This window comes from Kumtagia ephedrae, from assembly GCF_003012745.1.
Taxonomy (GTDB): Bacteria; Pseudomonadota; Alphaproteobacteria; order Rhizobiales; family Rhizobiaceae; genus Kumtagia; species Kumtagia ephedrae.
In genome coordinates this window covers 53,165-77,689 of record NZ_PXYK01000011.1, presented here as the reverse complement: position 1 = coordinate 77,689, position 24,525 = coordinate 53,165, and the positions used below count along the sequence as shown (strand labels likewise).

Sequence of the window (24,525 nt, the reverse complement as noted above, 5' to 3'; positions counted from 1 at the left end):
CCTTTCAATCAGCCGAGGTCAGTCGAAGGTCTTGAACTCCGACCTTTGGAAATGTTGTCAATCACCCCCTCACCGGCCCTTCGGGCCACCTCTCCCCCTGCCCGGGGGGGAGAGGTGGCCCGAAGGGTCGGTGAGGGGGTGCTTCATCCGTTGAGGCCCATGATATTCACCCGTTGAACTCCATCACATAGAGACCGGCATTGTAGTCGGTGACGTAGATCAGCCCGCTCTTCTCCACGAAGATGTCGCAGGACTGGATGATCGGCTTCTTGCCGGGCCGCTTGTCCATCATGCCGGCGGGCGGCGGCGGCACCAGCGCGCCGACCTCCTTCGGCCGGTACTGGTCGGAGATGTCGAAGACGCGCACGCCGGCGTTCTGCCAGGTCGAGAAGATCAGTGACGAGCTCTGGAACGTGCCCGGCCGGTTCTCGTGGATGTTGTGCGGCCCGTAATGCGCGCCCTTGCGCGCATAGTCGGCATCGACTGGAATCGGCATGGTGGCGACGGGGACCGGATTGGCCGGGTCCTTCACGTCGAAGATCCAGATGTTCTTCAGCCCGTCCTCGAAATCGTCGAGCACCGCCTCGTCGAGCACCACCAGGAGATCGCGGTCGGGCAGCGGCAGGCAGTTGTGGGTTCCGCCCTGGAACGGCGGCGACCAGTTGCGGTGGACGATCAGCTTAGGCTCGCTGCGGTCGGTCACGTCCATCACCACGAGGCCGGCGTCGCGCCAAGCGCCCCAGGCGATGTCGCCATGCACGATCGCGTGGTGCAGGCCGAATTTGGCGCTCGCCGGCCAGCTCGGCGTTTCGCCGGCGGCGAGGTTCATGCCGGGCAGCCAGTAGCGCCCGGCCTCACGCGGATTGGCCGGGTCGGACATGTCGACCGTCATGAAAATGAAATCGGTAAAACCGTCGAGCAGCGCCGAGACATAGGCCCAGCGCCCGCCGGTCCACCAGATGCGGTGGATGCCGCCGGAGACCGGCATGAAGCCGATACGCCGCGGCTCGCCCGGCTTCGAGATATCGTAGACGGCAAGCCCGGCATCCCAGGTCTTTTCCGCCGTGGGTATCGCCGTGCCGAGCGCGGCGCCGGCGGAGGCCTTGTAGTAGCTCGCCTCGTCGGCAAACGCCGCATCGGCGAAGACGTCCTTACCGTGGATGACCAGCAGGAGATTGTCGGCGACCTGCAGATGCACGTTCCAGGTGTTCGGCGGTGCGGCGACATAGCCGGCCGGCTTCGGGTTTTTCGGATCGCGCACGTCGACGATGGAAAAGCCCTGGCTGAACAGATGGCCGACATAGGCGAAGCCGTTCTCGACCATGACCTGGATGCCGTCCCTCAGGCCGCCCTGGTCGCTATGGCCGATGAGGCGCATGTTGCGCGCGTGGTCTGGCTTCATGATGTCGGTGGTCACGTGCTGGTCTCGCTTTCGGTTGGTCGCAGCTGGGGACGCGCTGCAAGCGGCGCGCCCTCGGGAGGATGTGTCTCAGTTGACGCGGTTGCCCCAGTTGTCCGGGCTGTCGACGTTCTCCTTCCAGATCATCACCGGCTGGATCAGCGTCTCCTTGGCGACCGGCTTGCCGGCGAAATGGTTCTCCATCTCGCCGACGATCGACTCGGCCATGGAGAACGGGTTCTGGCCGACATCGGCGTCCTGTGTGCCCTCGCGGATGCGCTCGAGCCCGAGCGGCGTGCCGTCGAAGCCGACGGTCGGCACATGGCCTTCCTCGCCGGCGAGCTTCAGCCGGTTGATCTGCCGCAGCGCCGACACGACGCCGCGGATCATCTCGTCATTGTGCGCCCAGATGCCGGCGACGTTGGGGTCGCGGGTGAAGGCGTCGAGCACCAGGGTGTGGGCGTTGTCGGCCGTCCACTCGGCCTTCAGCGTCTCCACCTTGATGTCGGGGTATTTCGCCGCCACCTGGTCATGGAAACCCTTGTAGCGCTTTTCCGACTGGCCGGAGCCGATGGCGCCGCGCACCTCCAGCACCAGACCCTTGCCGCCGATCAGCTTGGCGATGGCGTCGGCGCCGGCCGCACCGCCCGCCACGTCGTCGAAGGTGTTGTAGGCGACCCACTCGCCTTCCGGCGGCAGGTTCTCCAGCATGAACAGCGGGATGCCGGATTCGTTGGCCTTGCGCACGCCGCCCTGCAGCAGTTTTGCGTCGACCGGATTGAGCAGGATGATGTCGGGCTGCTTGCTGACCACGTCGAGAAGCTGCGTGGTCTGCGTGCTCGGGTCGCCCTTGCCGTCATAGACGGAGATGCTCATCCCCTTCTCGGCGGCGAGTTCCTTCACCCGGTTCACCAGCGTGACCTGGTATTCGTATTGCAGGCCGAAGGCGATGTAGGCGAGGTTCTTGCCTTTCAGCACGCCGTCCTCGGCCTGCGCGGCGAAAGGCACGATCGCGAGCGCCGCCGCCCCGGCGGCAAGGCCGAGCAGGTTGCGGCGTGTCGTTTTCAGTCTGTTGCGGATGTCCATGGTGTCTCCTCCCTGTTGGACCGTGGTTGGGCATTGCTCCGTCGCGGCCAGCGGCCGCCCCGGCAGTCGTCGCGGCGCGAGCCGCGGCCGTCGCTGTGCTCGGCGAGCGCGCGCGCAAAAATTCTCCCGTTCGCCGGAAGGCGCTCGCTTGGCAGGTCGTCTCGTGTTCGTCCGCGCGGCCGGCTTGCGGCCGCGGCTTGCTGCGTCAGGGCTGCTTGGCCGGTTTGCTCGCCTTTGCTGCTATGACCTTCTTGCGCATGCCTGCCTCGAGATAGTTGCGGCGGTAGACGTCGAGCGCGGCGGCCGCCGCGATCACCAGGCCGCTGACCACCGAGTCCCAGTTGGGCGGCACGTTGAGCAGGTTGACGGCGTTCTGCACCAGCCCGAGCAGGAGCACGCCGAGCAGCATGCCGCCCATGTTGCCCTCGCCGCCGAACAGGCTGACGCCGCCGATCACCACCGCCGCGATGACGGCAAGCTCCATGCCCTGCGCCGCCGTCGCCGCGCCCGCCTCGAAGCGCGCGGTGATCAGGAGGCCGGCGATCGCCGCCATCAGGCCCGAGATCATGAAGGTGGCGATGATCACCCGCTCCGTCTTGATGCCGGCCAGCCGCGCCGCCAGCGGATTGCCGCCGGTGGCGTAGACCGAGCGGCCGAACTGGGTGCGCGACAGCACGATCTGGGCGATCAGCGCCAGCGCCAGCGTCAGCACGATGACGCCCGGCACGCCGAAGATGCGGCTGGCCTGCAGGTCGACGAAGATGCGCGGCACCGGGGCGATGTTGGTGCCGCCCGAATAGATGTAGGCGAGCCCGCGTGCGATCGTCATCGTCGCCAGCGTGGCGATCAGGGCCGGGATCTTCAGCTTGGTGACGGCGAGCCCGTTGACCAGGCCGATGACGAGGCCGGCGACGAGCGCCGCGAGGATGGCAAGCTCTGGCGGCCAGCCCTGGAACTGCACCAGCCCGACCGACAGCACCGAGGACAGCACCAGCACCGACGCCACCGACAGGTCGATGCCGGCGACCAGGATGACGAAGGTCTGGCCGATCGCCACCACGGCGATGATGGTCGCCGACTGCAGCACGTTCTCGATGTTGCGCACCGTGGCGAAGACCGGGCTGAGGAAACTCATCACGGCACAGCCGAGCAGGATGACCGCCATCAGCCCCGCGCTCTGCATGAGGTCGATGAAGGAGATCTTGCCGCGTAGCGCGGCCAGGCCGCCCGGTTGCGTCGGCGCGCGCTGCGTCATGGTCGGATTTTCCAAGGTCACGTCGCTCGTCTCCTCAACCGGTCGTCGCATAGCTCATGATCGTTTCGCTGGTCGCCTGCTCGCGCGACAGGGACGCCGAGATACGGCCCGACCGCATCACCAGCACGCGGTCGCTCAGCGCCAGAATCTCCGGCAGCTCCGAGCTGATCAGCAGGATCGCCATGCCCTCGCGGGCGAGCCGGATCACCAGCTCGCTGATCTCCGACTTCGCGCCGACGTCGATGCCCTTGGTAGGCTCGTCGAGGATGAGCAGTTTCGGCCGCCGCGCCAGCCAGCGCGCCAGCACTACCTTCTGCTGGTTGCCGCCGGACAGCGTCGAGACGCGGGTCTTCGACGACGGCGTCTTGATTGCGAGCGCCCGGATCTGGCGCTCGGCGATCTCCTCCTCGCGCGTCGTCGACAGCAGGCCCCAACTCGTCAGGCGGTCGAGCAGGCTCAGCGTCACATTGGTGCGCACGCTGAGCAGGCTGACCAGCGCCTGCTTGCGGCGGTCCTCCGGCACCAGGCCGATGCCGGCCTCGATCGCCGCCTTGGGATCGTTGGGAGCGATCGCCTCGCCGGCGATCGTGACGCTGCCACCGTCATAGGGATCGATGCCGAAGATGCAGGCCGCCAGCTCGCTGCGGCCGGCGCCGACCAGGCCGGACATGCCGACGATCTCGCCGGCGCGCACCTCGAAGGAGATGTCGCTGAGCACATTGGCGCGGCTGAGGTTGCTCACCGACAGCACGACGTCGCCGATCGGCCTGGTGTCGGCCACCGTGTCGCGCACCTCGCGCCCGACCATCATGCGGATGACCTTGTCGTGGTCGAGCTCGGCGATCGGGCGCGTGCCGACGAGCCGCCCGTCGCGCAGCACCGTCACGCGGTCGGCGATGCGGAACACCTCCTCCAGCCAGTGCGAGACGAAGACGATGCCGAGGCCCTTGGCCTTGAGGTCGTCGACGACGCCAAACAGGCGGTCGATCTCCGGCGGCGACAGCGATGTCGTCGGCTCGTCCATCACCAGCACCTTGGAATCCTCGGAGATGGCGCGGGCGATCTCGACCAGCTGCTGGTCGGCCGGCGACAGCCGCCCGGCCGGCGTCGACGGGTTGAGATGCGGCGCCACTTTTGCAAGCGCGGCCAGCGCCCGCTGCCGCTGCCGGCCGACCGAAAGCCAGCCGTAGCGCGTCGGCCAGCGGCCGAGCATGATGTTCTCGGCCACCGACATGGCCGGCACCAGATGCGCGTCCTGGTGGATGGTGGCGACACCGATGCGGTGCGCCGAGGCCGGGTCTGCATGCAGCGGCACGCCGTCGACGGAGATGTCGCCGCGATCCGGCGAATAGAAGCCGGCGATCATCTTGATCAGGGTCGACTTGCCGGCGCCGTTCTCGCCAAGCAACGCAGTCACCTCGCCGGAGCGCACGTCGAAGTCGACATTGTCGAGGGCGAGCACGCCGGGGAATGACTTCGTGATGCCCTGCGCCACCAGCACCTGCCGGCATTCGGCGGCCGCGGGCTCATCCGGCCGCAGGACCTCGGCGACGCTCATCGCGCAACCTCCGGGCGCGCCTTCCCGGCGCAACCGGCGGTCGACAATGCATGCGGCAATTGTCCGTGCATTCCTCCCCCCACGTCCTCCGCCGGCCTTGGGCGGCCGGCAACGGGGAAGGAACTGACGCCCTTGGCTCCCCAACGTTCGGACACGCTAGTCGCCTCCAAAAAACTTGTCAACTGGTAGAGACACCGTACCAGTCGATTTTCTCCTACAAGTCGAGGCCGAGCTGGTGGGCCGCGCGATGTTGCTCTCGATCAGCCGCGGCGCAGCGCAGTCGCCGACCCGCTCGACCGGGATTTTTGGCGAGCGCCGGCAGGGCGCGGCATTGATGGAAAGGTCCTCGCGCGAGCGCCGATCACCGCCACCACCGCGTCGAAGCCGTCGACATGCACCGCTTCGCCGGCGACGATCGGCTTAGGCAGCCGCAACGCCTACCGGGATTCTCTGGCGGGGCGGTGGGCTATCGCAGGGATTGGAGGGGGAGCCTGGCTGTTTCCGTTGCCTGGCTCCCCATTCTGCCGGACAGCGCTATGTCGGCTGCGGAACAAAACTCTGCCGGCGTAGACCTGACCGATAAACGCCCTCTCTCCGTCTCCCCCTCGAGTTCGCCACCTCTCGAGGGCGAGGAACCCAATCTGGTAAGCGCCGGCGCTGCCACGGCGATTGCTGGCAGGGATATCGCATATGCGTTTACCCCCACCCCTAACCCCTCCCCACAAGGAGGAGGGGCACCGGCTGGCGTCCCCGCCGAGCACTAATCGTCGACGGTTATGCGTTGCATAGTGGCCGCAAAGTCCCCCTCCCCCTTGAGGGCCCCCCTGAGGGGAGGGGTTAGGGGTGGGGGTGCCGCGCCGGCCGACGCTTCCAGAATTTCCATGCGCGATCGCCATGCAGGGCAGGGAGAGACGGAGAGGAGTGTGCTCGGTACGAGCACGGCCAGAATTCGACGCCTTGGGATCACCCCTCCAGCACGGCAGCGCCGATGCGGCCGATGTCGCCGTCTTCCTCGTCGCTCTCGCCGCTGACGCCGATCGCGCCGATGATCTCGCCGCCGGCCTCGAGCAGCACGCCGCCGTCGAGCGGGATGCCGTTGGGGATGCACAAGAGCGCGTAGCGCCCCTGCCCTTCGACCACGTCCTGGAACGCCTTTGTCGGCCGCTTGAACAGCACGGCGGTGCGCGCCTTGAGCGTGGCGATCTCGACGCTGCCGACCTGCGCGCCGTCGTCGCGGTGCAGCAGCACCAGATGGCCGCCGTCGTCGACGATGGCGATCACCAGCTTCAAATTCCGTTCCTTCGCCGCCTTTTCACAGGCCGTAGCGATCGCCTTGGCCGCCTCGATGGTTAACGCCGTCTTGGTTGCGAGCATTTTTCTTCCCCCGAATTTCCGACTTTACAAAGCGACGCCGAGCGTGGACGGCCAGCCCAGCCCTTCGTCCGTGCCGGCGCGCGGCCGGTATTCGCAGCCGACCCAGCCGCCATAGCCCAGCCGGTCCAGCGCCCTGAAGAAAGCGGCGTAGTCGACCTCGCCCTCGTCCGGCTCGGCGCGGCTCGGCACCGCGGCGATCTGCACGTGGCCGACCAGCGGCAGGTATCTTTCCAGTCTTTCGACGACGCCGCCCTCGGTGACACCGACATGATAGGCGTCGAACATGATTTTGATGTTCGGCGCGCCGACCTTGGCGATCACCCCTGCCGCCTCCCCGACGGTCGCATAGAAATAGCCCGGCCGGTCGCGCGCATTGAGCGGCTCGAGCAGCAGCGTGAGATCCGGCGCTTGCCCGGCCGCCCAGCGCAGATTGTCGGCGAACAGTTCGGCCGCAGCGGCCTTGCGATCCGGCGCGACGTCGCCGGCCATCACATGCACGGAACCCGCGCCGATCGCCCGCGCATAGGCGGCGGCCCGGGCGAATCCGGCCTGGAAATCCGCCTGCCGGCCCTCGACCGCGCCCAGCCCGAATTCGCCCTTTCCGGGGTCGATCAGCGTGTTGAGGCCGAGCACGGTGAGCGCATGATTTTCGCAGCGTTCGCGCAAGGGCTCGGCGGGAATGTCGTAGGGCCAATGCAGCTCGATCGCCCTGAATCCGACGGCCGCGGCCGCGTCGATGCGCTCAAAAAGTGGTCGATCGGGCCAAAGGAAGCCGAGATTTGCGGAGAAGCGCGGCATAAAGCGATCACTTTTTCCCGAAATTCTGCTTTAGATCGGCGATTTTTTCAGCGTCGAGCAGACGAACCGCCATGCCGCGCGTCAGCAGGACGAGCTTCGCCGTCTCCTCCAGTTCCTCGATCGCATAGACCGCCGCGTCGAGCGAGGACGCCGACACCACCGGCCCGTGATTCTCCAGCAGCACCGCCGCGTGGCGCGGCGCGACCGCGTCGATCAGCGGCGCCACTTCGGGCGAGCCGGGCCGCGTATAGGCGACGACCGGCACGGTGCCGACGCGCATCACGACATAGGGCGTGATCGGCGGCACCGCGTCGGCCGGATCGACGTCGGCGAGGCAGGAGAGCGCGGTCGCGTAGGTCGAATGCAGATGCACCACCGCCCGGGCCTCGGGACGATTGCGGTAGAAGGCGAAATGCAGCGGCAGTTCCTTGGTCGGCGCGTCGCCTGCGACATGGCGGCCCTCGCCGTCGAGGATCGACAAGCGGCCGGGGTCAAGGAATCCCAGGCAGGAATTGGTCGGCGTGGCGACATAACCGTCGTCGGTGCGCACCGAGATGTTGCCGGAGGAACCGGCGGTAAAGCCCCGTTCGAACAGCGATTTTCCCCAGCGGGCGATGGCGTCGTGGAGCTTGGGGTCGGTCATGGTGAACCTATTGCGTCGAGGGCTTTTGCGAAGAAATGCGGCCCGCCGAAATTGCCGCTCTTGAGTGCCAGCCCGAGCGGGCCGTCGCGTTCGGCGACCAGCGCCGGAACGCCGGGATCGATTTCCGCGCCGATGGCGAGGCTTTTCAGGCCGAGCGCCTCGACCACCGCTCCGGACGTTTCGCCGCCGCCGACGGCGATGCGGCGGACGCCGCGGTCGGCCAGCATCCGGGCGAGGTCGCCGAAGAAACGTTCGACCGCCGCCGCGGTCTCGGCCCGGCCGAAGCTGGCCTGCGCGGCTGCCACGACAGTCGGATCGGCGGTCGAATAGACGATCGGCGCTGCGCCCTCCCGGCTCTCCACCCAGTCGGCCGCCTGGAGTGCCGACATGCCGCCCGACAGCAGGTCGGCGGGCTCGACCGCCAGCCCCGGCACCGTTTCGAGATAGGCTTCCACCTGCCGTCGCGAGGCGGCCGAGCAGGAGCCGCAGAGAACGGCCCCTGGCCCCCTGGGCACCGGCAGCTCGGCCGGCCGATCCGACAGCAGCCCCTGCGCGCGGAAATTGTCGGGCAGGCCGAGCGCGATGCCCGATCCGCCGGTGATCAGCCGGTGACCAGCCAATGCCTTGCCCAGCGCAAGCAGATCGTCGTCCGACGTCGCATCGGCGACCACCAGCCGGCGGCCGGCGCGGCGCTCGCTCTCGAAGGCGGCGGCGACCGCCTCCGGGCCGTCACGAACCGTGTCGAGCGGGATCAGCCCGACCTCGCCTTGCGTCTGCCGGCGCAGCCAGCGGCGGATGTCCGGGTCGGTCATCGGCGTCAGCGGATGGTTTTCCATGCCGGATTCGCTCAAGAGCCGGTCGCCGACGAAGAGATGGCCCATGAACAGCCGCCGCCCGGTCTTGGCGAAGGCGGGGCACGCCACCGCCAGCTCCGCCCCGGTGAGGTCGAGCAGCGCCTCGGCGACGGGGCCGATATTGCCGGCAGGCGTCGAATCGAAGGTCGAGCAGTATTTGAACAGGATCTGCCGGCAGCCCTGGTCGAGCAGCCAGCGCGCCGCCGCAAGCGACTGTCGCACCGCCTCACCCGGCTCGATCGACCGGGTCTTCAGCGCCACCACGCCGGCCTCGCAGTCGGCGGGTGCGCTGTCCTGCGAAGGGCCGACGAACTGCACTGTGCGCATGCCGCCGCGCGCCAGGGTGTTGGCCAGGTCGCTGGCACCGGTGAAGTCGTCGGCCACGGCTCCAAGCAGCATGGCCGCGCCTCAAGCCGGCTCGACGCCGGAAAGCTCGTCCTCGATATGGACGCGGATGATGTCGTCGAAGGATTTTTCGGCGCGGAAGCCGAACGCCTCGGCGCGGCGGGCATCGAAGCTGCGGGGCCAGCCGGCGATGATGCCGGCGATCACCGGATTGGGCTCGCGCCGGATCAGCCGTGCCGCGCCCTCGCCTGCCACCCGGCGCAGCGCCTCGATCTGGTCGGCCACCGTGGCCGACAGGCCGGGCATGGTGATGGTCCGCTGCGATCCGAGCGGCGCCGAGTCGAGCTCGGCGGCGTGCAGCATGAAGTCGACCGCGGCGCGCGGGCTGGCGAACCAGTGCCGCACCGTCTCGGCCACCGGCAGCACCGCCTCCCGGCCGATCAGCGGCTCGCGCAGGATGCTGGAAAAGAAGCCGGAAGCGGCCTTGTTGGGCTTGCCCGGCCGGATCGAGATGGTCGGCAGGCGGATGCCGACGCCGTCGAGAAAGTCGCGGCGCGAATAGTCGGCCAGCAGCAGCTCGCCGATCGCCTTCTGCGTGCCGTAGCTGGTGAGCGGCGTCAGGCAGTGCGAATCCGCGATCACCTCGGGCAGCGGCTCGCCGAACACCACGATCGAGGAGGTGAAGACGACGCGCGGACAATAGGGCGCGGCGGCGCCAGCCCGGCGGACCGCCTCGAACAGCGAGCGTGTGCCGTCGAGATTGACCTGGTATCCCTTGTCGAAATCGGCTTCGGCCTCGCCCGATACCACCGCGGCGAGATGGAAGATCACGTCGGGCCGCGACGCAACCAGCCGCGCCGCCGTCTCGGGAGCGGCGAGATCGACGGCGACGGTCTCGACCCTGCCGCCGAAGTCCGGCCTTTGCGGCTCCACGATGTCGGCCAGCGTCAGGGTCTCGATGCGCCGGCCGCGCAGGGCCGCGCGCTGGATCAGGGCGGCGACGAGCTTGCGGCCGAGCATGCCGGCGGCACCGACGACGAGGATGTTCATGTCAGGCCTGCTCCCTCTCGCCGTCCGAGGCCTCGGCCTTGCCGGCGGCCTTCAGGATCATGTCCGCCCCGCCTTCGTTGACGTCCCGGCTGGTGTCGTGGATGCGCAGGATGTGCTCGGAGAAGGCCGCCGCCACCGCCTCCGGATTGCGCATCTTCAGCGCCCTGACGATGAAGCGATGGTCCTCGAGGCTCTTCTCGATGGCGCCCGGCCTGCCCATGGCGATGCGCCGGTGGTCGAGCATGTAGGTGTAGAGGTCGACGACGAAGTCGGCGAGCAGCCGGTTCTGGCAGGCGTAGTAGATGGTGAGGTGGAATTCGCGGTCGCAGATCAGGAAGCGTACGGGATCGTTGGCGGCCTGCTCCTGCGCGTCGATGGAATCGTCGAGGCGCCTAATGTCCTCCTCGCTCAGATGCCGGGCCGCGTCGGCCACCACGGCCGTCTCGACCAGCAGGCGGGCGGCGTGCACGGCCTCCAGGCTGTAGCCGTTGATGGAGGACGGGTCGGTGACGCCGATGCGCTGCTTGCCGACGTCGACCTTGACGTTGGCGACGCGGGTGCGCGCGCCCTGCGACACCTGGACGACGCCCTCGCCGGCCAGCCGCTGCACCGCGCCGCGCACCGTCTCGCGGCTGACCGCCAGCATGGTCGCCAGCTCGCGCTCGCTCGGCAGCTCGTCGCCGACCTGAAGAATCCCCGAGGCGATCAGCGACACGATCTTGTCGCGGATGATCTCCTTCGCCGTCTGCTTGTGGATCGCCTCGTTCAGCGGAGAGAGCGGTATCGCCATCGAGTCACCGGTCAACTGGACTGTTAAGTAGTCCAGTTAGCGCAGTTTGATTTCGCTGTCACGCGCTATTTTGCCGGGGGTGTTTGGGGCCTGGGGAGGCGCCGAGGGCCGGGCACCTTCCGCGTCCTCCGGTTTCCGGCAATCCCATATGCGATTGCGCTCCTCAGGAAACCGTGAGGCCCCCGAAATCGAACGCGAACGGCTCGTCCCGCAACACGGCGTCGATGATCGCCAGCGCCAGCGGGAAGCGCGCGCGCTCGAGCGCGGCGAGGCCGGGCGCCGGCTCCAGCCAGGCGGACAGCATGCGGGCCGTGTCGATGCCTTCGACCGTCTCGCCCGCCAATTCCCCGGCCATCATGTCGGAGACCGTGCGTCCGAGGCCGAGGCCATGGCCGAGCCTGCTGTTACGCCCCCCGCCGACAGTGACGTGCAGGTCGCCGATGCCGGCGAGATCGAAGGCGGTGTCGCGCCGGCCGCCGAAGCGCTCGCACAATCGCGCCATCTCCAGCGCGGCCTGGGTGAAGGCGGCCGCCGTCGGGTTCTTCGACTGGCCGTCGGGACGGGTCGCGTCGGGATAGCGCGTCTGCATGGCGGCGACGCCGATGGCGTAGAAGTTCTTCAGCGCCGCGCAGGCTTCGACGCCGGTGACGTCGTCGGTGGTGGACAGGCGATAATACTCCGTCGCCATCAGCGCGGCAAAAGCCTTTGCCGCGGACTGGCCGTCGGCCGAGGCATAGACGCTGGCCGTCGGGTTGCGGTTGGCGAGCTCGCGGGCGATGCACGGGCCGCCGATGCCGATGAAGGTCTTCATCTTGGGCAGTTGCGGCCGCAAGGACTCGGCCAGCGTCGTCAGCGACGGCCCTACCCTGTCGAGCCCCTTGGTGACGAAGGCGACCGGCCGCTCGCGGGTCATCAGCGTGTTGAGCTTTTCGACCGCCCAGGGAATGCCGGGGCTGCTGACCCCGACCACGATGACGTCGGCCGCCTCGACATGGGCGCCGGTGAGTTCGTCCTCGGCCAACGGCGTGACCCGGCCGGGCAGCGGATGATCCAGTTTCGGGTGCACGCCGCCGGCGGTTTTCATGCGGGACACCGCCGCGGCATCGAGCGGCGTGCCGGCAAGCAGCACGTCGTTGCCGTTGTCGGCGCCGGGCACGGCCAGCGCGCTGCCCATCACGCCGGCGCCGAGGATCAGGATCGTTGCCATTGGCGGCTCCTACGATTTTCTCATGTTTGCGACTGCGGCTTCGGGTAACCGACAACCTCAAATACCCCCACCCCTAACCCCTCCCCGCAAGGGGGAGGGGGACTGGCTTGCATCTCCGCTAGGCGCCAACCGTCGGCGATTTTACTTGGCAGGAAGGCCGCAGAGTCCCCCTCCCCCTTGTGGGGAGGGGTTAGGGGTGGGGGTATTTCATATGCACTTGCCTTGCCGCCAAGAGGTTCCTGCCGGGCCTCAGATGCGCGCCTCCGTCTCGGCGTCGAAGACATGCACCTTGGAGGGCGGGATGGCGAAGCGGACCTCGCTGCCTTCCTCGAAGCGCAGCCCCTTGTCGACGACCGCGACGAAGCGACCGTCCGGGCCCTCGCAGAACAATTGCGCATCGTGGCCGAGACGTTCCAAAAGCACGGCGCGGGCGCCAATCGCCCCGTCGGCCGCCACGGTAACGTCGGTCGGCCGCAGGCCGAGCACGACGCGCTGCCCCGGTTTTACACCGGAGCCTTCCTCCAGCAGGATGCGACCGCTCGCCGTGTCGACGGCGGGCACGCCCGCCCCGCTCGCGGCCGTGCCGGGCAGAAAATTGATCGCCGAGGCACCGATGAAGTCGGCGACATATTTGCTGGCCGGCCGGTCGTAGACGTCGTCCGGCGAGCCGATCTGCTCGATCTTGCCGGCGCGCATGACGACGATGACGTCGGCCATGGTCATCGCCTCGACCTGGTCGTGGGTGACGTAGATGGTCGTGGTCTTCAGCCGGTTGTGCAATTGCCTGATCTCGGTGCGCATATGCGCCCGGAGCTTGGCGTCGAGATTGGAGAGCGGCTCGTCGAACAGGAACACCGAGGGCTCGCGCACCATGGCGCGCCCCATCGCCACACGCTGCCGCTGGCCACCGGAAAGCTGTTTCGGATAACGCTGCAGATACGGCGTCAGATTGAGAATCTCGGCGGCGCGCTCGACCCGCTGCTTGATCTCGGCCACCGGCATCTTCGCCACTTCCAGGCTGAACGAGATGTTCTCGTAGACCTTCATGGTCGGATAGAGCGCGTAGTTCTGGAACACCATGGCGATGTCGCGGTCGCGCGGGTGGACGTCGTTGACCCGCTTGCCGTTGATCGACAGGTCGCCCTCGCTGACGCTCTCCAGGCCGGCGGTCATGCGCAGCAGCGTGGTCTTGCCGCAGCCCGACGGGCCTAGCAGCACGACGAACTGGCGGTCCTCGATGCGGAACGACACGTCGCGCAGGATGTTGACCGCACCGAAGGATTTTCCGATGCCCTTGTATTCCACTGTCGCCATGAAAAGCGCTCCACCCGTCGTCTGTCGCCGGCCTGTCGGCCGACGGATCAATATTTCTGCCTGGTCGGCGTGATGACGATTTCCTGGACGATCGTCCGCTGCGGCAGTTCGTAGGCGTCGAGGATCAGTTTTGCGACGACATCGGCCGAGATGCCGCCGCCGATCGCCTGCTTGTTGGCCTTGTAGTTGGCTAGCGTCGTCTCGTCGCGCACCCCGTCCAGCACTTCCGTGTCGATGATGCCCGGCGACACCACGATAACGCGCACGTCGTGCGGAGCGAGGTATTCGCGCAGGCTTTCCGACACGGCGTGCACGAAGAACTTCGTGCCGCAATAGACGGTGTGGTCGGGATAGACCTTTCGGCCGGCGATCGAGCTCATCATCACCAGCGTGCCCTGCCGGCGCGCCATCATGCCCGACATCACGGCGTGCACGGTGTTCATCACGCCCTTGGTGTTGATGTCGATCATCTCGTCCCAGTCTTCCGGCGGCTGGCGGCCGATGTCGCCCAGCCGGGCGATGCCGGCATTGGCGAACATCATGTCGACCGGCCCGTGCTCCGCCTCCGCATCGGCCACGGCTGCGGCGAGCGCGGCGCGGTCGCGCACGTCGACCTGGCGGATGACGGCATCGGGCAGGCCCAGCGCGTTCAGCCGCTCGAGCCTTCGCGCCATCAGCAGCACCGGATGGCCCGCGGCCGAGAAGGCGCGCGCCGTCGCCTCGCCTATGCCGGAGCTGGCGCCGGTGATCGCGATCAGTGGTTTCCTGTCCAAATCTTCCTCCTCGGCATTCCGTAGTTGTTCTTCTTATAGCAGCGGCCGTTGTGGTTGACCGTCTCACCCCCTCCGGCCCTGCGGGCCACCTCCCCCATCGAGGGGGAGGAGGCCGGCGAGCTTGGCGCCACTCCCTCCCCTCGATGGGGAGGGTGCCGGGCGAAGCGAGGCGGGTGGGGCGAACGGGCGGCCGGCAGGAATGCCGGCCGCCCATCTTGCCCGTATGTCAGCCCTTGAGCACCGCTGCCACCTGGCCGGCGATGTCGTCCATCGCCTCCTTCGACGAGCCGTAGCCGCCGGCGAAATATTTGCCGAGGCCGACCGGGATCGTGTCGCTGGAGAGTTGCGCCCATTCCGGCAGGTCCGGCTCCGAGCCCATGTATTTGGCGATGGTCTCGCGCACCACCGGCAGGTGGCGCGTGGTGCCGGCGCCGACGCGGGCATTGGCCTTGACGCGCGGATCGTCATAGACGCTGGCGCGGGTCGGGCCGGTGCCGCCGCCGAGCACGGTGATCAGCGCCTGGGTGTCGGCGCAGGTCGCCCACTGCATGAACAGCCAGGCGGCGTCCGGCGCCTTGGAGTATTTCGACACCGCCAGCGACGAGCCGCCCTGGTGGCCGACGCCGGGGATTTCCCCGTAGCCGGTGTCCTTGACGGTGCGCAGCGCGATCGGTTGCGGCGGGATGACCGCCTCGCACAGGCCCGACACCTTAGTCTGCGTCGGGTCGTCGAAATAGGGGAAGAACTCGCCCCAGGACAGCATCGACGCCGCGACGCCCTGCGCCACCGCCTGGCCCTGGCCGTCCCAGGTCCAGCCGTCGACGCCCGGAGGCATGATCGCCCGCAGCTTGGTGTAGTAATCGAGCGCCGCGATGCCCTGCTCGTCATTGCCGGAGAAGGTGCCGTCGCTGCGGAAGATCGAGCCGCCATGGCCCCACAGCATCGAGGTCCATTCGCATTCCAGCGCGTAGTGACCCGACTTCATCTGGCCGGCATAGCCGAAGAGGTCCGGGCCCTTCTTGTCGGTGATCGCCTTGGAGTTGTTGTAGAGCTCGTCGAAGGTGGTCGGCGCCTTCAGGCCGAGTTCCTCATAGACGTCCTTGCGGTAGATCATGATGAAGATCGGGATGTCGTAGGGCACGCCGACCATGCGGCCCTCGTACATTGCGATGCCGTCGACCAGCGCCGGCAGGAAGTCGTCGATGTTGTAGTTCGGCATGGCAAGGTCGGGCTTGGCCGAGATCTGCTCGCGCGGGTCGAACACGTCCTGGCTGAAGCTCGCCGCCCAGCTCTGGTCGATGTAATAGAGGTCGTAGGTGCCGAGCGAGGAGGCGACGTCGAGCGTCAGCTTCTGCAGCACCTGCTCGAGCGGCAGCACCTCGATCTCGACCTTGATGCCGGTCGCTTCCTCGAAATACTTCTTGAGCTGCGAGTTGATGGCGTTGGACGGCGGCGTCGATTCCGTCGCCAGCTTCAGCGTGGTGCCGGCGAACGGTTTTCCGACCTCCTTCAGCCAGGCGATGACGTCCGCCGATGGCTGCACGGCTTCCTGCGCCTGCGCGCTGGAGACGCCGAAATACGGCCGCGGGCCGAGGCCCATGCCGAGCGCGCCGGCGCCGAGGCCGAGCTTGCCGGAGAGCCGCAGGAAGTCGCGGCGCCCCATCTCGCCACGGACGAGCTTGTCCGTGAGCGAGGACAGATAGAGCTTTCTGTCCTTGTCTTTCATCCTTCTTCTCCTCCATTTTTCGGGCGGCGACCTCGCCTCCCGGTTCTTTCAACTCCGCCGGCGGACGGATGTCCGCCGGATCACTGCTTCAGCGATCCCATGGTGAGGCCGCGCACCAGATGGCGCTGCACCAGCATGATGACGATGAATGCGGGGACGATCGCCGCGGCGCCGAGGGCGGCCATGTTGCCCCAGGCCGTGCCGATCGACGTAACGAAGGTGGACGACACCACCGGCACCGTCTTGATGCTGGTCTGGGTGAGCGTCAGCACGAACAGGAACTCGGTCCACGAGAAGATGAAGCACAGCACCGCGGTGGCGGCGATGCCGCCCTTGGCCATAGGCAGCACGATGCGCCGGAAGATGGTCCAGCGCGACGCGCCGTCGAGCAGCGCGCTCTCGTCGATCTCGGCGGGAATGTCGTCGAAGAAGCTCTTCAGCAGCAGCACCGCCAGCGGCAGGTTCATCAGCCCGTGCACCAGGATGATGCCGGTATAGGTGTCGAGCAGGTTGAACTGCTTGAAGATGAAGAACATCGGCACGGCCACCGCCACCGGCGGCATCATGCGCGTCGACAGCACCCAGTTGACGAAATGGTGGCGGCCGCGGAAATCCATGCGCGACAGCGAGTAGGCGGCGAGCGTCGCCACCACGATCGCCAGCACCGTCGACATCGAGGCAATCACGATCGAGTCCCACAGCCGCGGCGCCATGTAGAAATTGCCGCCGCCCGGCGTCACCACGTCCTGGTTGCCGAAGCCGAAGCCGAGCGAGATGCCGAACACCTGCTCGAAATTGCGCACCGTCGGCGGGAACTCGAAGAATTTCGGCGGCCAGGAGAAGATGTCCTTGGCGTCGCGGAACGCGACCGACGTCCAGAAGTAGATGGGGAAGAAGAACAGCCCGACCACCGCCCACCCGGCGATGGTGCGCAGCGTCCGCTGGCCGGCGCTCATATGCATGTCACCACCTCACCTTGAAGACTTTGATGAAGATGTTGGCGAGCACCATGATGATCACCAGGCTGACAAGGCTGAGGGTGGCGCCGTAGCCCCATTTGATGAAGCTGAAGGTCTGTTGCCAGGCATAGAGGCTGAGGCTGTAGGTGGCGGTGCCCGGCCCGCCCGAGGTCATGACGAAGACGTAGTCGAAGACGCGGAACAGGTCGATGCCGCGCAGCAGCACCGCCACCGCGATGACCCGCGACATCATCGGCAGGGTCAGCCGGCGGAACATCTGGAACGACGAGGCGCCGTCGATCATCGCCGCCTCGTAGGGCTCGGTCGGCAGCGAGCGCAGGCCGGCGAGGAAGATCAGCACCATGAACGGCGTCCATTGCCAGATCTCGGCGAGCAGCACGCCGGCGAGCGCCGTGGACGACGTGGCGAGGATGGGTATCGACTTGTCGAGCAGACCTAGCGAATTGAGGATGTAGGTCAGCGCCCCGAACTGCGGGTCCTCCATCAGCAAGAACATCATGCCGGCGATGGCCGGCGGGATGACCAGCGTCAGCGACAGGATGGCGCGCAACGCGCCGAAGCCGGGCAATTCGGCGTCGAGCAGCAGCGCGATCGCCATGCCGAGGGCCAGCTCGAACGCCAGCGCGATGGCGAAATAGGCGAAGGTGACGCCGAGCGAGCTCCAGAAGCGCGCGTCGTTCCACAGCTGCACCCAGTTATCGACGCCGACGAACTGCAGCGCCCGCTTGCGCGGCACGAACTCGTGGAAGGACAGCCAGATATTGTAGATCAGCGGATAGATGGTGAAGACCACCAGCAGGCTGACCAGCGGCAGCAGCCAGGGTATCGGCGAATCCGAGATCGAGATGCGCTTGACCTGTGCGACGCTCATCCCGCTTTTTGCTCCTCCACAACCGCCGGCCCCCCTCCTGGGGTTTGCGTCCGGCGTTCTTTCTCCTCAGGGTGGCCTGCCGCCGCCCGCTCATCCGTCTCAGCCCGCCTGCTTCAACAGCGATGCCTCCGTCTGTTTCCTGAAATCCTCCAGCCAAGCGTCGAGCGCGGCGATCTCTCCGGCCGTCATGGTGAGGCCCGACTTGGTGCGCCGCCAGACTATGTCCTCGGCGCTTGCGGCATATTCATGAGCGATCAGGAAGCGCACTTCCGCCTCGCTGAGCGAGCCGCCGAAATCGCGGCCGAGATCGGCCGCACTCCTTGCCTTGCCGAGGATGATGCGCGCTTCGGTGCCGTAGTGGCGCACCAGCCGCCGCGCTGCGCGCTCACCGAGGAAAGGATAGTCCTGGCGCAGGTGGCGGGCGAGCGTCTCGGCGCCGTCCACCGGAAAATCGCCGCCGGGAAGCGGTTTCGTCGCCGTCCAGCCCGCATGCGCCCGCCAGTCGGGGAACACCGCCGCCAGCTTCTCCAGCGCGTCCTCGGCAAGGCAGCGATAGGTGGTGATCTTGCCGCCGAACACCGACAGCAGCGGCGCCTCATCCCTGCCGGCGTCGAGCGCCAGCACGTAGTCGCGTGTGGTCTTCTGCGCGTTCGCCGCGCCGTCGTCGAACAGGGCGCGCACGCCCGAATAGCTCCAAACGACGTCGGTCGGCGTCACCGCCTTGCGGAAATAGGAGGACGCCGCATCGCAGAGATAGGCGATCTCTTCGTTCGAGGCCCGCACCGCGCCCGGCTCGCCGGCAAAATCGCGGTCGGTGGTGCCGATGAGGGTGAAATCTTCCTCATAGGGAATGGCGAAGAAGATGCGCCCATCCGGATTCTGGAAGATGTAGCAGCGATCGTGCTCGTAAAGGCGCTTCACCACGATGTGGGAGCCCTGCACCAGCCGCAGCGCACCTGGCGCCTCCACCTGCACGACCGAGGACCGCACGCGCTCGGCCCACGGGCCGGCGGCGTTGACGACGGCGCGCGCCTGGATGGTGTAGGCCGGGCCGACGTCGGCGTCCTGAAGGGTCAGCCGCCACAGCCCGCCCTCGCGTTTGGCGGCTGTGCAGCGGGTGCGCGGGCGGATGTCGGCGCCCTTGGATTCGGCGTCGCGAGCGTTGAGCACGACCAGCCGGTTGTCCTGCACCCAGCAGTCCGAATATTCGAAGCCGACCGACGACACGTCGTGCAGCGGCGCGCCGAGCGGATCGCTGGCCAGCCGCAAAGTGCGGGTCGCCGGCAGCAGCTTGCGGCCGCCGAGATGGTCGTAGATGAAAAGGCCGAGCCTCAGCAGCCAGGCCGGGCGCAGACCCTTGCGGTGAGGCAGCACGAAACGCAGCGGCCAGATGATGTGCGGCGCGATCGCCCACAGCCGCTCGCGCTCGGCCAGCGCATGGCGCACCAGCTTGAAGTCGTAATGTTCGAGGTAGCGCAGCCCGCCATGGATCAGCTTGGTCGAGGCAGAAGACGTCGCCGAGCCGAGGTCGCCCTGCTCGCACAAAAACACGCTCAGTCCACGCCCCGCCGCATCGCGGGCGATGCCGCATCCGTTGATGCCGCCGCCGATGATGGCAAGGTCATGGACGCCCGTCATGCGGCACCAGCCTTCGCGGCACGCGCCGAGAGCAGCCGGTCGGCCACCTCGACGAAACCGAAACCGCCCTCGCGTTTGGTGACGTAAGCCGGTTCGGCCTCCATCTCGCCGCGGAATGCCAGCACGTTGGCGACGCCGCAGGCATTGGGGAAGAAGCCGAACATCGGCGCGTCGTTGGGGCTGTCGCCGACGAAGACGATCTTGTCGCGATCCCTGTCGATGTCGATGGCTAAAATGTCGGCGGCGAAGCGCCGCGACATCGTCAGCTTGTCGTAGCGGCCAAACCAGCCGTTGACATGGATGGAGGAGATCTTGGCGACGGCGCCCTCTTCCTCGAAGATCTCGCGGATGCGGACCACCTCGGCCTTGGGCAGCGGCGGCACGTCCTCGCAGAAGTCGATGGCGAGATCGGCCTCGCGGTAGAGCTGGTCGGCCGACACCGCCGCACCCGGCACCTCGCGCAGGATGCGCTCACGCACCGCCTTGAGCCGTTCGCGATCCTTCGCGCGGATCTCGGCGTCGATGGCAAAGGAGCGCCGCATCTTCCGCGCCGCCTCGTCGTAGGAAAAATAGAAGGCGCCGTTCTCGCCGACCACGCCCGCCACCGGCCACATGCGAGCGATCATGTCGCACCAGCCCGCCGGCCGGCCGGTGATGGGCGCGACCGCGATGCCGGCCCTGGCCAGCGCCTCCAGCGCTTCATAGGCGCAGGCCGGCAGCCGGCCCTCATGGGTCAGCGTGTCGTCGATGTCGGCAAACAGCACCGTGACGCCGGCGGCCGTCTCGATCGGCATGTCGGCGACCGGGCGCATCGCTCAATGCTCCCCGGCCACGAAATCCTCGAGGATGCCCACGTCGGCGGCAAGGTCGAGGAAGGAGTAGCGGTTGCGCATCTCGCGGCAGTGCAGCACGGCCTCGCGGTAGAAATCGACGGGCAGGCCGAGATCGGCGGCGGTCATCGGCCCTTCGGCTGCGGCGAGCAGCCGGCTCATTTCGTCGACGGGGATGACGAAGGCCTGAAGCTCGCGCCGGAGCTGCGGCCACAGCGCCTCCAGTTTCGCGTTGAATTCGTCAGCGCCCTTCTCGTCGAAAATCTTCGGCTGGATCTCGGTCCAGCATTGCCCGGCCACCTCGGCGCCCATGCGGCGGGCCATGCCGTTGCGGTCGATGCGGGTCGGCTTGATCACCGGCGGCTTGTCGCTCGACAGCATCTGACGTTGCAGCCGCCCCATGGTGAGCACGCCGACGCCGACCTGCTGGCCGTGCAGTGTGCCGGGGTGGCGGTCGCCGGCGAAGCAGTCGATGTAGTGCGAGATCTGGTGCTCGCCCATCGAGCCGTGATGCGACATACCGGTCATCGACACGCCGAGTCCGCACAGCGTCAGCACGCGGTAGAGATAGCCATGCGCGGCGATGTCGCCCCTGGGCAGCAGGCCGGCGCGCGCGTTCAGCGCCTTCTCGTCCTCGTCCTGGAGCGCGTAGGGCGCGGTGGCGTAGAGCGAACCGAGCAGCCGGTGCGACAGCCACCAGTCGACCTGCGCGACCGAGCGCACGAGGCAGTCGGCGAAGCCCGCGGCTGCGAGATGCTTCGGCGCGGCCGCCGACACGCCGAGATCGACGAAGAAGCCGGCCGGCGCATGCGACGGCAGCGACACCTTCAGCCCGCTCTCCAGCGTGATCGAGGCGGTGGTCGAGGTGTAGCCGTTCATCGACCCGGCGGTGCCGAACACGCAGTAGCGGCGCCCCTGCTTGGCGGTGACGAATTTGCAGAGATCATTGATGGTGCCCGATCCCACGGCGACGACAGCCTCGCTGCCGGCAAGCTTGCCGGTAAGCAGCTCGATGCTCTCCATATCGGCATGCGGACGATCGAGGATGACGATGTCGACCGGACCAAGTTTCGTCAGTGCCCTGGCAACCCGCGAACCCATCGCGTCCCAGGTGTCGGCATCGGCGACGACGGTGAATTTCTCGCCGAGCTTCAGGCCGGCGACGAGATCGGCTTCCGCGCCTTCCAGGCTCTCCTCGATGACGATGCTGTCATAGGGAACGCGCTCCGCCTTGCCCGTATCCGGGCTGACCCAGCGGCCGGCGAGCACATCGTCGATCAGCGCCGTCCAGCCGCCGATCGGAGCGTCGCTCTCCGCGCTTTTTTTCCTTGCCGTTTCCATGCCCGCAATCAGTCTTTTCCGTCCTTGCCCGACACGTGACAACAGGCAGTGGCAGATGTCAAGACACAAGACAGGTATCGTTGACAAATGTTACCAAGATGATCAGATAGGCCATGGCGAACGGCGGCACGGCAGCAAGAACCGGCGGGAATTCCGAGGCGAGGCTGCCGACGGAATTCGACGATGCGGTCATGTGGGCGACATGGCTCTACTATGCCGACCAGTTGACGCAGAGCGAGATAGCCAAAAAGCTCAACGTGTCGCGCGCCACCATTGTCAACCTGCTCCAGGAGGCGCGCGAGCGCGAGATCGTCTCCGTCCGGATCAGTCCGCAGGCTTTTGGCCGCACGGCCGTCGCCCGCGCCCTCATGGAAAAATTCAGCCTGGACGGCGCCTTCGTCATCCCGACCGGCGACGAGCAGAACCTGGTCGACCGGCTGGGTGACGCGGGCGCGCGGGTGCTGGCCGAGCAGATCGAGGACGGCGACACGATCGGCGTGGCCTGGGGCCGCACCGTGCTCGCGGTGGCCAACCAGATATCGCTGCCGCGGCCTGTCCGGAACGTGACGGTCGTGCAGGTGTCAGGCAGCTCGACCGGTGAGCCGGAGTTCTCGGCCGAGCTGTGCACGTCGCTGCTGTCGAACCGCATCCATGCGCGCTGCGTCAACCTGCTGGCGCCGGCGGTGCTGTCGACGCGCGAGCTGAAGGCGATGCTGCTCGCCGAGCCGGTGCTGAAGAAGCAGTTCGAGCTCATCCATTCGACCGACCGCATCCTGTTCGGCGTCGGCGACATCGGCCCGCGCAGTACGGTGCGCGTCTCCGGCATCGCCTCGAAGGCCGAGATCGACGCCTATGTCGAGCAGGGCGCCGTCGCCGTGATCATCGGCCGCTTCATCGACGTGCACGGCATGCCGATCGGCGGCGACCATGACGACCGCATGGTCGGCATCACGCTCGACGAGCTGAGGCAGGTGAAGAGCCGCATCTGCATGGCCGGCGGCCAGACCAAGATCGCCGCCATCACCGCCACGCTGGAAGCCGGCTACGCCACCCATTTCGTGACCGACATGGCAACCGGCGAGGCATTGCTGGCCGGCTGAGGAAGGATCCGGGCCCGCGCTGTCAAAGGAGGCGTCGCGGTTCCGGCCGGCCCCCTGCCGGCGCGAGGAAGACGCTGCGAGGAGGAGAACTGCATGCAGCCGCATGAACGCTATGTCGTGGGCATCGATTCATCCACCCAGTCGGTCAAGGCGATCGCCTGGACGGCCGACGGCACGCCGCGCGCCGAAGGCCGCGCGCCGCATGCGATCAGCACGCCGGGCGCGTTGCTCGCCGAGCAGAATGCGGAGGACTGGTGGACCGCCGCGGCCACCGCGCTCGCCGCCGTCACCGGCCAGGTCGATCCGGCGGCGATAGACGGCATCGCCATCGCCAACCAGCGCGAGACCATGGCGCTGCTCGACGCCGACCGGCGGCCGCTCGCCCCGGCGACGCTGTGGCTCGACCGGCGGGCGCGCGAAATGGTTGCGGTGCTGGCAGAGGAGCTCGGCGGCGAGCGGCTGCATGCCATCTCCGGCAAGCCCGTGGACGTCATCCCCTGCGTCTACCGGCTGCGCTACCTGCGCGAGCACCAGCCGGAGCTGCTCGACCGCGCCGCGCAGATCCTCAGCGTGCATGATTTCCTCGTCCAGAAGCTGACCGGCGAGGCGGCGGCGAGCTGGACCAGCGCCGACCCGTTCGGCATCTTCGACATCGAGGAAAAGCAATGGTCGCGGACAATCCTCGACCATCTCGGCATACCGCTGTCGAAGCTGCCGCCGCTCTACCGGCCCGGCGCGCCGATCGGCCACGTCACGCCGGCGGCCGCGGCGGCGACCGGACTTCGGCCGGGCACGCCGGTATTCGCCGGCGGCGGCGACGGGCACTCGGCCGGCCTCGCCGTCGGCGCCACCAGCCCGGGCGTGGTCTATCTCAATCTCGGCACGGCGGTGGTCGGCGGCCTGTGGTCGCCGACGCCGGAGCTCAGCCGCTACTGGCGCACGCTGGTCTCGCCGACCGGCGACGGCTACCTGCTCGAAAGCTGCCAGCGCGGCGGCGCCTATTTCGTCAACTGGCTGCTCGACAGCTTCGCCGGCGGCCACGAGGACAAGACGGTGTTCGAGCGGCTGGAGGCGCAGGCGCTGAAACTGCCCGTCGGCTCGGGCGGGGTCATGGTGTGCTCCTACCTGATGGGCTGCATGGACCCGCATTGGGACGAGAACGCGCGCGCCACTTTCACCGGCATGGGACCGGAGACCGGCATGGGCCATCTCTATCGCGCCTCGCTGGAGGCGATCACGCTGGAGTTCGCCCGCGCCCTCGAGCAGATGCGCCGCCAGCATGCCAAGGTCGAGCGCGTGCTGGTCATCGGCGGCGGCGCCGGCAGCCCGCTGTGGCTGCGCATGGTCGCCGACTCCACGGGGCTGCCGGTGATCCGCAGCCTGTCGAACGAGGCCTCGGCGCTCGGCGCCGGCATGTGCGCGGCGGTCGGCGCCGGCTGGCACGCCGACTTCGCCGCCGCCACCCGTGCGATGACGCGCATCGCCGAGCAGGTCGACCCGTCGCCGGCGGCCTTCGCCGACTGGCAGGCGCTGTCGGCAAGGCAGGCCAGGGTCTACGAGGGCATGAAGCTGGCCGGCTCCGCCTGACAAGGC

21 protein-coding genes are annotated in these 24,525 nt (G+C 67.7%); 2 read left to right on the top strand and 19 right to left on the bottom strand.

The features are described from left to right. Nucleotides 1–166: 166 nt before the first annotated feature. From C7I84_RS13005 to C7I84_RS12915, 19 genes are all read right to left on the bottom strand, one after another. Nucleotides 167–1,402 (bottom strand): LVIVD repeat-containing protein, encoded by a 1,236-nt coding sequence (locus tag C7I84_RS13005; RefSeq protein ID WP_106772709.1) that lies wholly within the window; start codon nucleotides 1,400–1,402, stop codon nucleotides 167–169. Nucleotides 1,403–1,489: 87 nt separating this feature from the next. Next, nucleotides 1,490–2,485 carry a sugar ABC transporter substrate-binding protein gene (locus C7I84_RS13000; protein WP_106772625.1) on the bottom strand — a complete coding sequence of 332 codons (996 nt, stop codon included), beginning with the start codon at nucleotides 2,483–2,485 and terminating at the stop codon, nucleotides 1,490–1,492. Between the two features lie 205 nt (nucleotides 2,486–2,690). Next, nucleotides 2,691–3,761 carry an ABC transporter permease gene (locus tag C7I84_RS12995; RefSeq protein ID WP_245428423.1) on the bottom strand — a complete coding sequence of 357 codons (1,071 nt, stop codon included), beginning with the start codon at nucleotides 3,759–3,761 and terminating at the stop codon, nucleotides 2,691–2,693. Nucleotides 3,762–3,774: 13 nt separating this feature from the next. Then, nucleotides 3,775–5,298, bottom strand: a complete 1,524-nt coding sequence (locus C7I84_RS12990; RefSeq protein WP_106772623.1) for a sugar ABC transporter ATP-binding protein — start codon at nucleotides 5,296–5,298, stop codon at nucleotides 3,775–3,777. 963 nt (nucleotides 5,299–6,261) lie between these two features. After that, the gene (locus tag C7I84_RS12985) at nucleotides 6,262–6,672 is read right to left on the bottom strand and encodes a GlcG/HbpS family heme-binding protein (protein ID WP_106772622.1); all 411 of its coding nucleotides are present in this window, start codon (nucleotides 6,670–6,672) and stop codon (nucleotides 6,262–6,264) included. A 24-nt stretch (nucleotides 6,673–6,696) separates the two neighbouring features. Continuing rightward, nucleotides 6,697–7,470 (bottom strand): hydroxypyruvate isomerase family protein, encoded by a 774-nt coding sequence (locus tag C7I84_RS12980; protein WP_106772621.1) that lies wholly within the window; start codon nucleotides 7,468–7,470, stop codon nucleotides 6,697–6,699. 7 nt (nucleotides 7,471–7,477) lie between these two features. Continuing rightward, complete coding sequence (otnC, locus tag C7I84_RS12975) at nucleotides 7,478–8,113, bottom strand: 3-oxo-tetronate 4-phosphate decarboxylase (protein ID WP_106772620.1); 636 nt, start codon at nucleotides 8,111–8,113, stop codon at nucleotides 7,478–7,480. Beyond that, nucleotides 8,110–9,366 (bottom strand): 3-oxo-tetronate kinase, encoded by a 1,257-nt coding sequence (otnK, locus tag C7I84_RS12970; protein WP_106772619.1) that lies wholly within the window; start codon nucleotides 9,364–9,366, stop codon nucleotides 8,110–8,112. Before otnK ends, otnC begins: the two co-directional genes overlap by 4 nt. 9 nt (nucleotides 9,367–9,375) lie before the next feature. After that, nucleotides 9,376–10,362, bottom strand: coding sequence for a D-erythronate dehydrogenase (gene denD / locus C7I84_RS12965; protein WP_106772618.1), 987 nt, complete (start codon nucleotides 10,360–10,362; stop codon nucleotides 9,376–9,378). Between the two features lies 1 nt (nucleotide 10,363). Continuing rightward, the gene (locus C7I84_RS12960) at nucleotides 10,364–11,152 is read right to left on the bottom strand and encodes a FadR/GntR family transcriptional regulator (protein WP_165816063.1); all 789 of its coding nucleotides are present in this window, start codon (nucleotides 11,150–11,152) and stop codon (nucleotides 10,364–10,366) included. Between the two features lie 163 nt (nucleotides 11,153–11,315). Beyond that, on the bottom strand, nucleotides 11,316–12,359 hold the full coding sequence (locus C7I84_RS12955; protein ID WP_106772617.1) for a glycerol-3-phosphate dehydrogenase: 1,044 nt from the start codon (nucleotides 12,357–12,359) through the stop codon (nucleotides 11,316–11,318). Between the two features lie 249 nt (nucleotides 12,360–12,608). Further along, on the bottom strand, nucleotides 12,609–13,673 hold the full coding sequence (locus tag C7I84_RS12950) for an ABC transporter ATP-binding protein (RefSeq protein ID WP_106772616.1): 1,065 nt from the start codon (nucleotides 13,671–13,673) through the stop codon (nucleotides 12,609–12,611). A 47-nt stretch (nucleotides 13,674–13,720) separates the two neighbouring features. After that, complete coding sequence (locus C7I84_RS12945) at nucleotides 13,721–14,446, bottom strand: SDR family oxidoreductase (protein WP_106772615.1); 726 nt, start codon at nucleotides 14,444–14,446, stop codon at nucleotides 13,721–13,723. A gap of 226 nt (nucleotides 14,447–14,672) precedes the next feature. Continuing rightward, nucleotides 14,673–16,172: an ABC transporter substrate-binding protein gene (locus C7I84_RS12940; RefSeq protein ID WP_106772614.1), complete on the bottom strand. Its 1,500-nt coding sequence runs from the start codon at nucleotides 16,170–16,172 to the stop codon at nucleotides 14,673–14,675. A gap of 80 nt (nucleotides 16,173–16,252) precedes the next feature. Further along, nucleotides 16,253–17,134: a carbohydrate ABC transporter permease gene (locus tag C7I84_RS12935; protein WP_106772613.1), complete on the bottom strand. Its 882-nt coding sequence runs from the start codon at nucleotides 17,132–17,134 to the stop codon at nucleotides 16,253–16,255. A gap of 1 nt (nucleotide 17,135) precedes the next feature. Further along, nucleotides 17,136–18,023, bottom strand: a complete 888-nt coding sequence (locus tag C7I84_RS12930; RefSeq protein ID WP_106772612.1) for a carbohydrate ABC transporter permease — start codon at nucleotides 18,021–18,023, stop codon at nucleotides 17,136–17,138. A gap of 99 nt (nucleotides 18,024–18,122) precedes the next feature. Beyond that, nucleotides 18,123–19,661, bottom strand: a complete 1,539-nt coding sequence (gene glpD / locus C7I84_RS12925; RefSeq protein WP_106772611.1) for a glycerol-3-phosphate dehydrogenase — start codon at nucleotides 19,659–19,661, stop codon at nucleotides 18,123–18,125. Further along, nucleotides 19,658–20,473, bottom strand: a complete 816-nt coding sequence (locus tag C7I84_RS12920) for an HAD-IIB family hydrolase (protein ID WP_106772610.1) — start codon at nucleotides 20,471–20,473, stop codon at nucleotides 19,658–19,660. The genes glpD and C7I84_RS12920 overlap by 4 nt, the downstream gene beginning before the upstream one ends. 3 nt (nucleotides 20,474–20,476) lie before the next feature. Beyond that, nucleotides 20,477–21,832, bottom strand: a complete 1,356-nt coding sequence (locus C7I84_RS12915; protein ID WP_106772609.1) for an iron-containing alcohol dehydrogenase — start codon at nucleotides 21,830–21,832, stop codon at nucleotides 20,477–20,479. Between the two features lie 113 nt (nucleotides 21,833–21,945). Here C7I84_RS12915 and C7I84_RS12910 point away from each other — a divergent pair, with 113 nt between their 5' ends. Beyond that, complete coding sequence (locus C7I84_RS12910) at nucleotides 21,946–22,932, top strand: sugar-binding transcriptional regulator (protein WP_106772608.1); 987 nt, start codon at nucleotides 21,946–21,948, stop codon at nucleotides 22,930–22,932. A gap of 93 nt (nucleotides 22,933–23,025) precedes the next feature. Beyond that, nucleotides 23,026–24,519, top strand: a complete 1,494-nt coding sequence (locus C7I84_RS12905) for a xylulokinase (protein ID WP_106772607.1) — start codon at nucleotides 23,026–23,028, stop codon at nucleotides 24,517–24,519. The last annotated feature ends 6 nt before the right edge of the window (nucleotides 24,520–24,525 follow it).

Bases quoted from the DNA above. Each gene is read 5' to 3' on its own strand.
- C7I84_RS12955 (WP_106772617.1), bottom strand. From the start codon at position 12,359: ATGGCAACGATCCTGATCCTCGGCGCCGGCGTGATGGGCAGCGCGCTG.
- C7I84_RS12940 (WP_106772614.1), bottom strand. From the start codon at position 16,172: ATGAAAGACAAGGACAGAAAGCTCTATCTGTCCTCGCTCACGGACAAG.
- otnC (WP_106772620.1), bottom strand. From the start codon at position 8,113: ATGACCGACCCCAAGCTCCACGACGCCATCGCCCGCTGGGGAAAATCG.
- glpD (WP_106772611.1), bottom strand. From the start codon at position 19,661: ATGACGGGCGTCCATGACCTTGCCATCATCGGCGGCGGCATCAACGGA.
- C7I84_RS12950 (WP_106772616.1), bottom strand. From the start codon at position 13,673: ATGGCGACAGTGGAATACAAGGGCATCGGAAAATCCTTCGGTGCGGTC.
- C7I84_RS12985 (WP_106772622.1), bottom strand. From the start codon at position 6,672: ATGCTCGCAACCAAGACGGCGTTAACCATCGAGGCGGCCAAGGCGATC.
- C7I84_RS12980 (WP_106772621.1), bottom strand. From the start codon at position 7,470: ATGCCGCGCTTCTCCGCAAATCTCGGCTTCCTTTGGCCCGATCGACCA.
- C7I84_RS12960 (WP_165816063.1), bottom strand. From the start codon at position 11,152: ATGGCGATACCGCTCTCTCCGCTGAACGAGGCGATCCACAAGCAGACG.
- C7I84_RS12935 (WP_106772613.1), bottom strand. From the start codon at position 17,134: ATGCATATGAGCGCCGGCCAGCGGACGCTGCGCACCATCGCCGGGTGG.
- C7I84_RS12910 (WP_106772608.1), top strand. From the start codon at position 21,946: ATGGCGAACGGCGGCACGGCAGCAAGAACCGGCGGGAATTCCGAGGCG.
- otnK (WP_106772619.1), bottom strand. From the start codon at position 9,366: ATGCTGCTTGGAGCCGTGGCCGACGACTTCACCGGTGCCAGCGACCTG.
- C7I84_RS12905 (WP_106772607.1), top strand. From the start codon at position 23,026: ATGCAGCCGCATGAACGCTATGTCGTGGGCATCGATTCATCCACCCAG.
- C7I84_RS12990 (WP_106772623.1), bottom strand. From the start codon at position 5,298: ATGAGCGTCGCCGAGGTCCTGCGGCCGGATGAGCCCGCGGCCGCCGAA.
- C7I84_RS13000 (WP_106772625.1), bottom strand. From the start codon at position 2,485: ATGGACATCCGCAACAGACTGAAAACGACACGCCGCAACCTGCTCGGC.
- denD (WP_106772618.1), bottom strand. From the start codon at position 10,362: ATGAACATCCTCGTCGTCGGTGCCGCCGGCATGCTCGGCCGCAAGCTC.
- C7I84_RS12915 (WP_106772609.1), bottom strand. From the start codon at position 21,832: ATGGAAACGGCAAGGAAAAAAAGCGCGGAGAGCGACGCTCCGATCGGC.
- C7I84_RS13005 (WP_106772709.1), bottom strand. From the start codon at position 1,402: ATGAAGCCAGACCACGCGCGCAACATGCGCCTCATCGGCCATAGCGAC.
- C7I84_RS12920 (WP_106772610.1), bottom strand. From the start codon at position 20,473: ATGCGCCCGGTCGCCGACATGCCGATCGAGACGGCCGCCGGCGTCACG.
- C7I84_RS12930 (WP_106772612.1), bottom strand. From the start codon at position 18,023: ATGAGCGTCGCACAGGTCAAGCGCATCTCGATCTCGGATTCGCCGATA.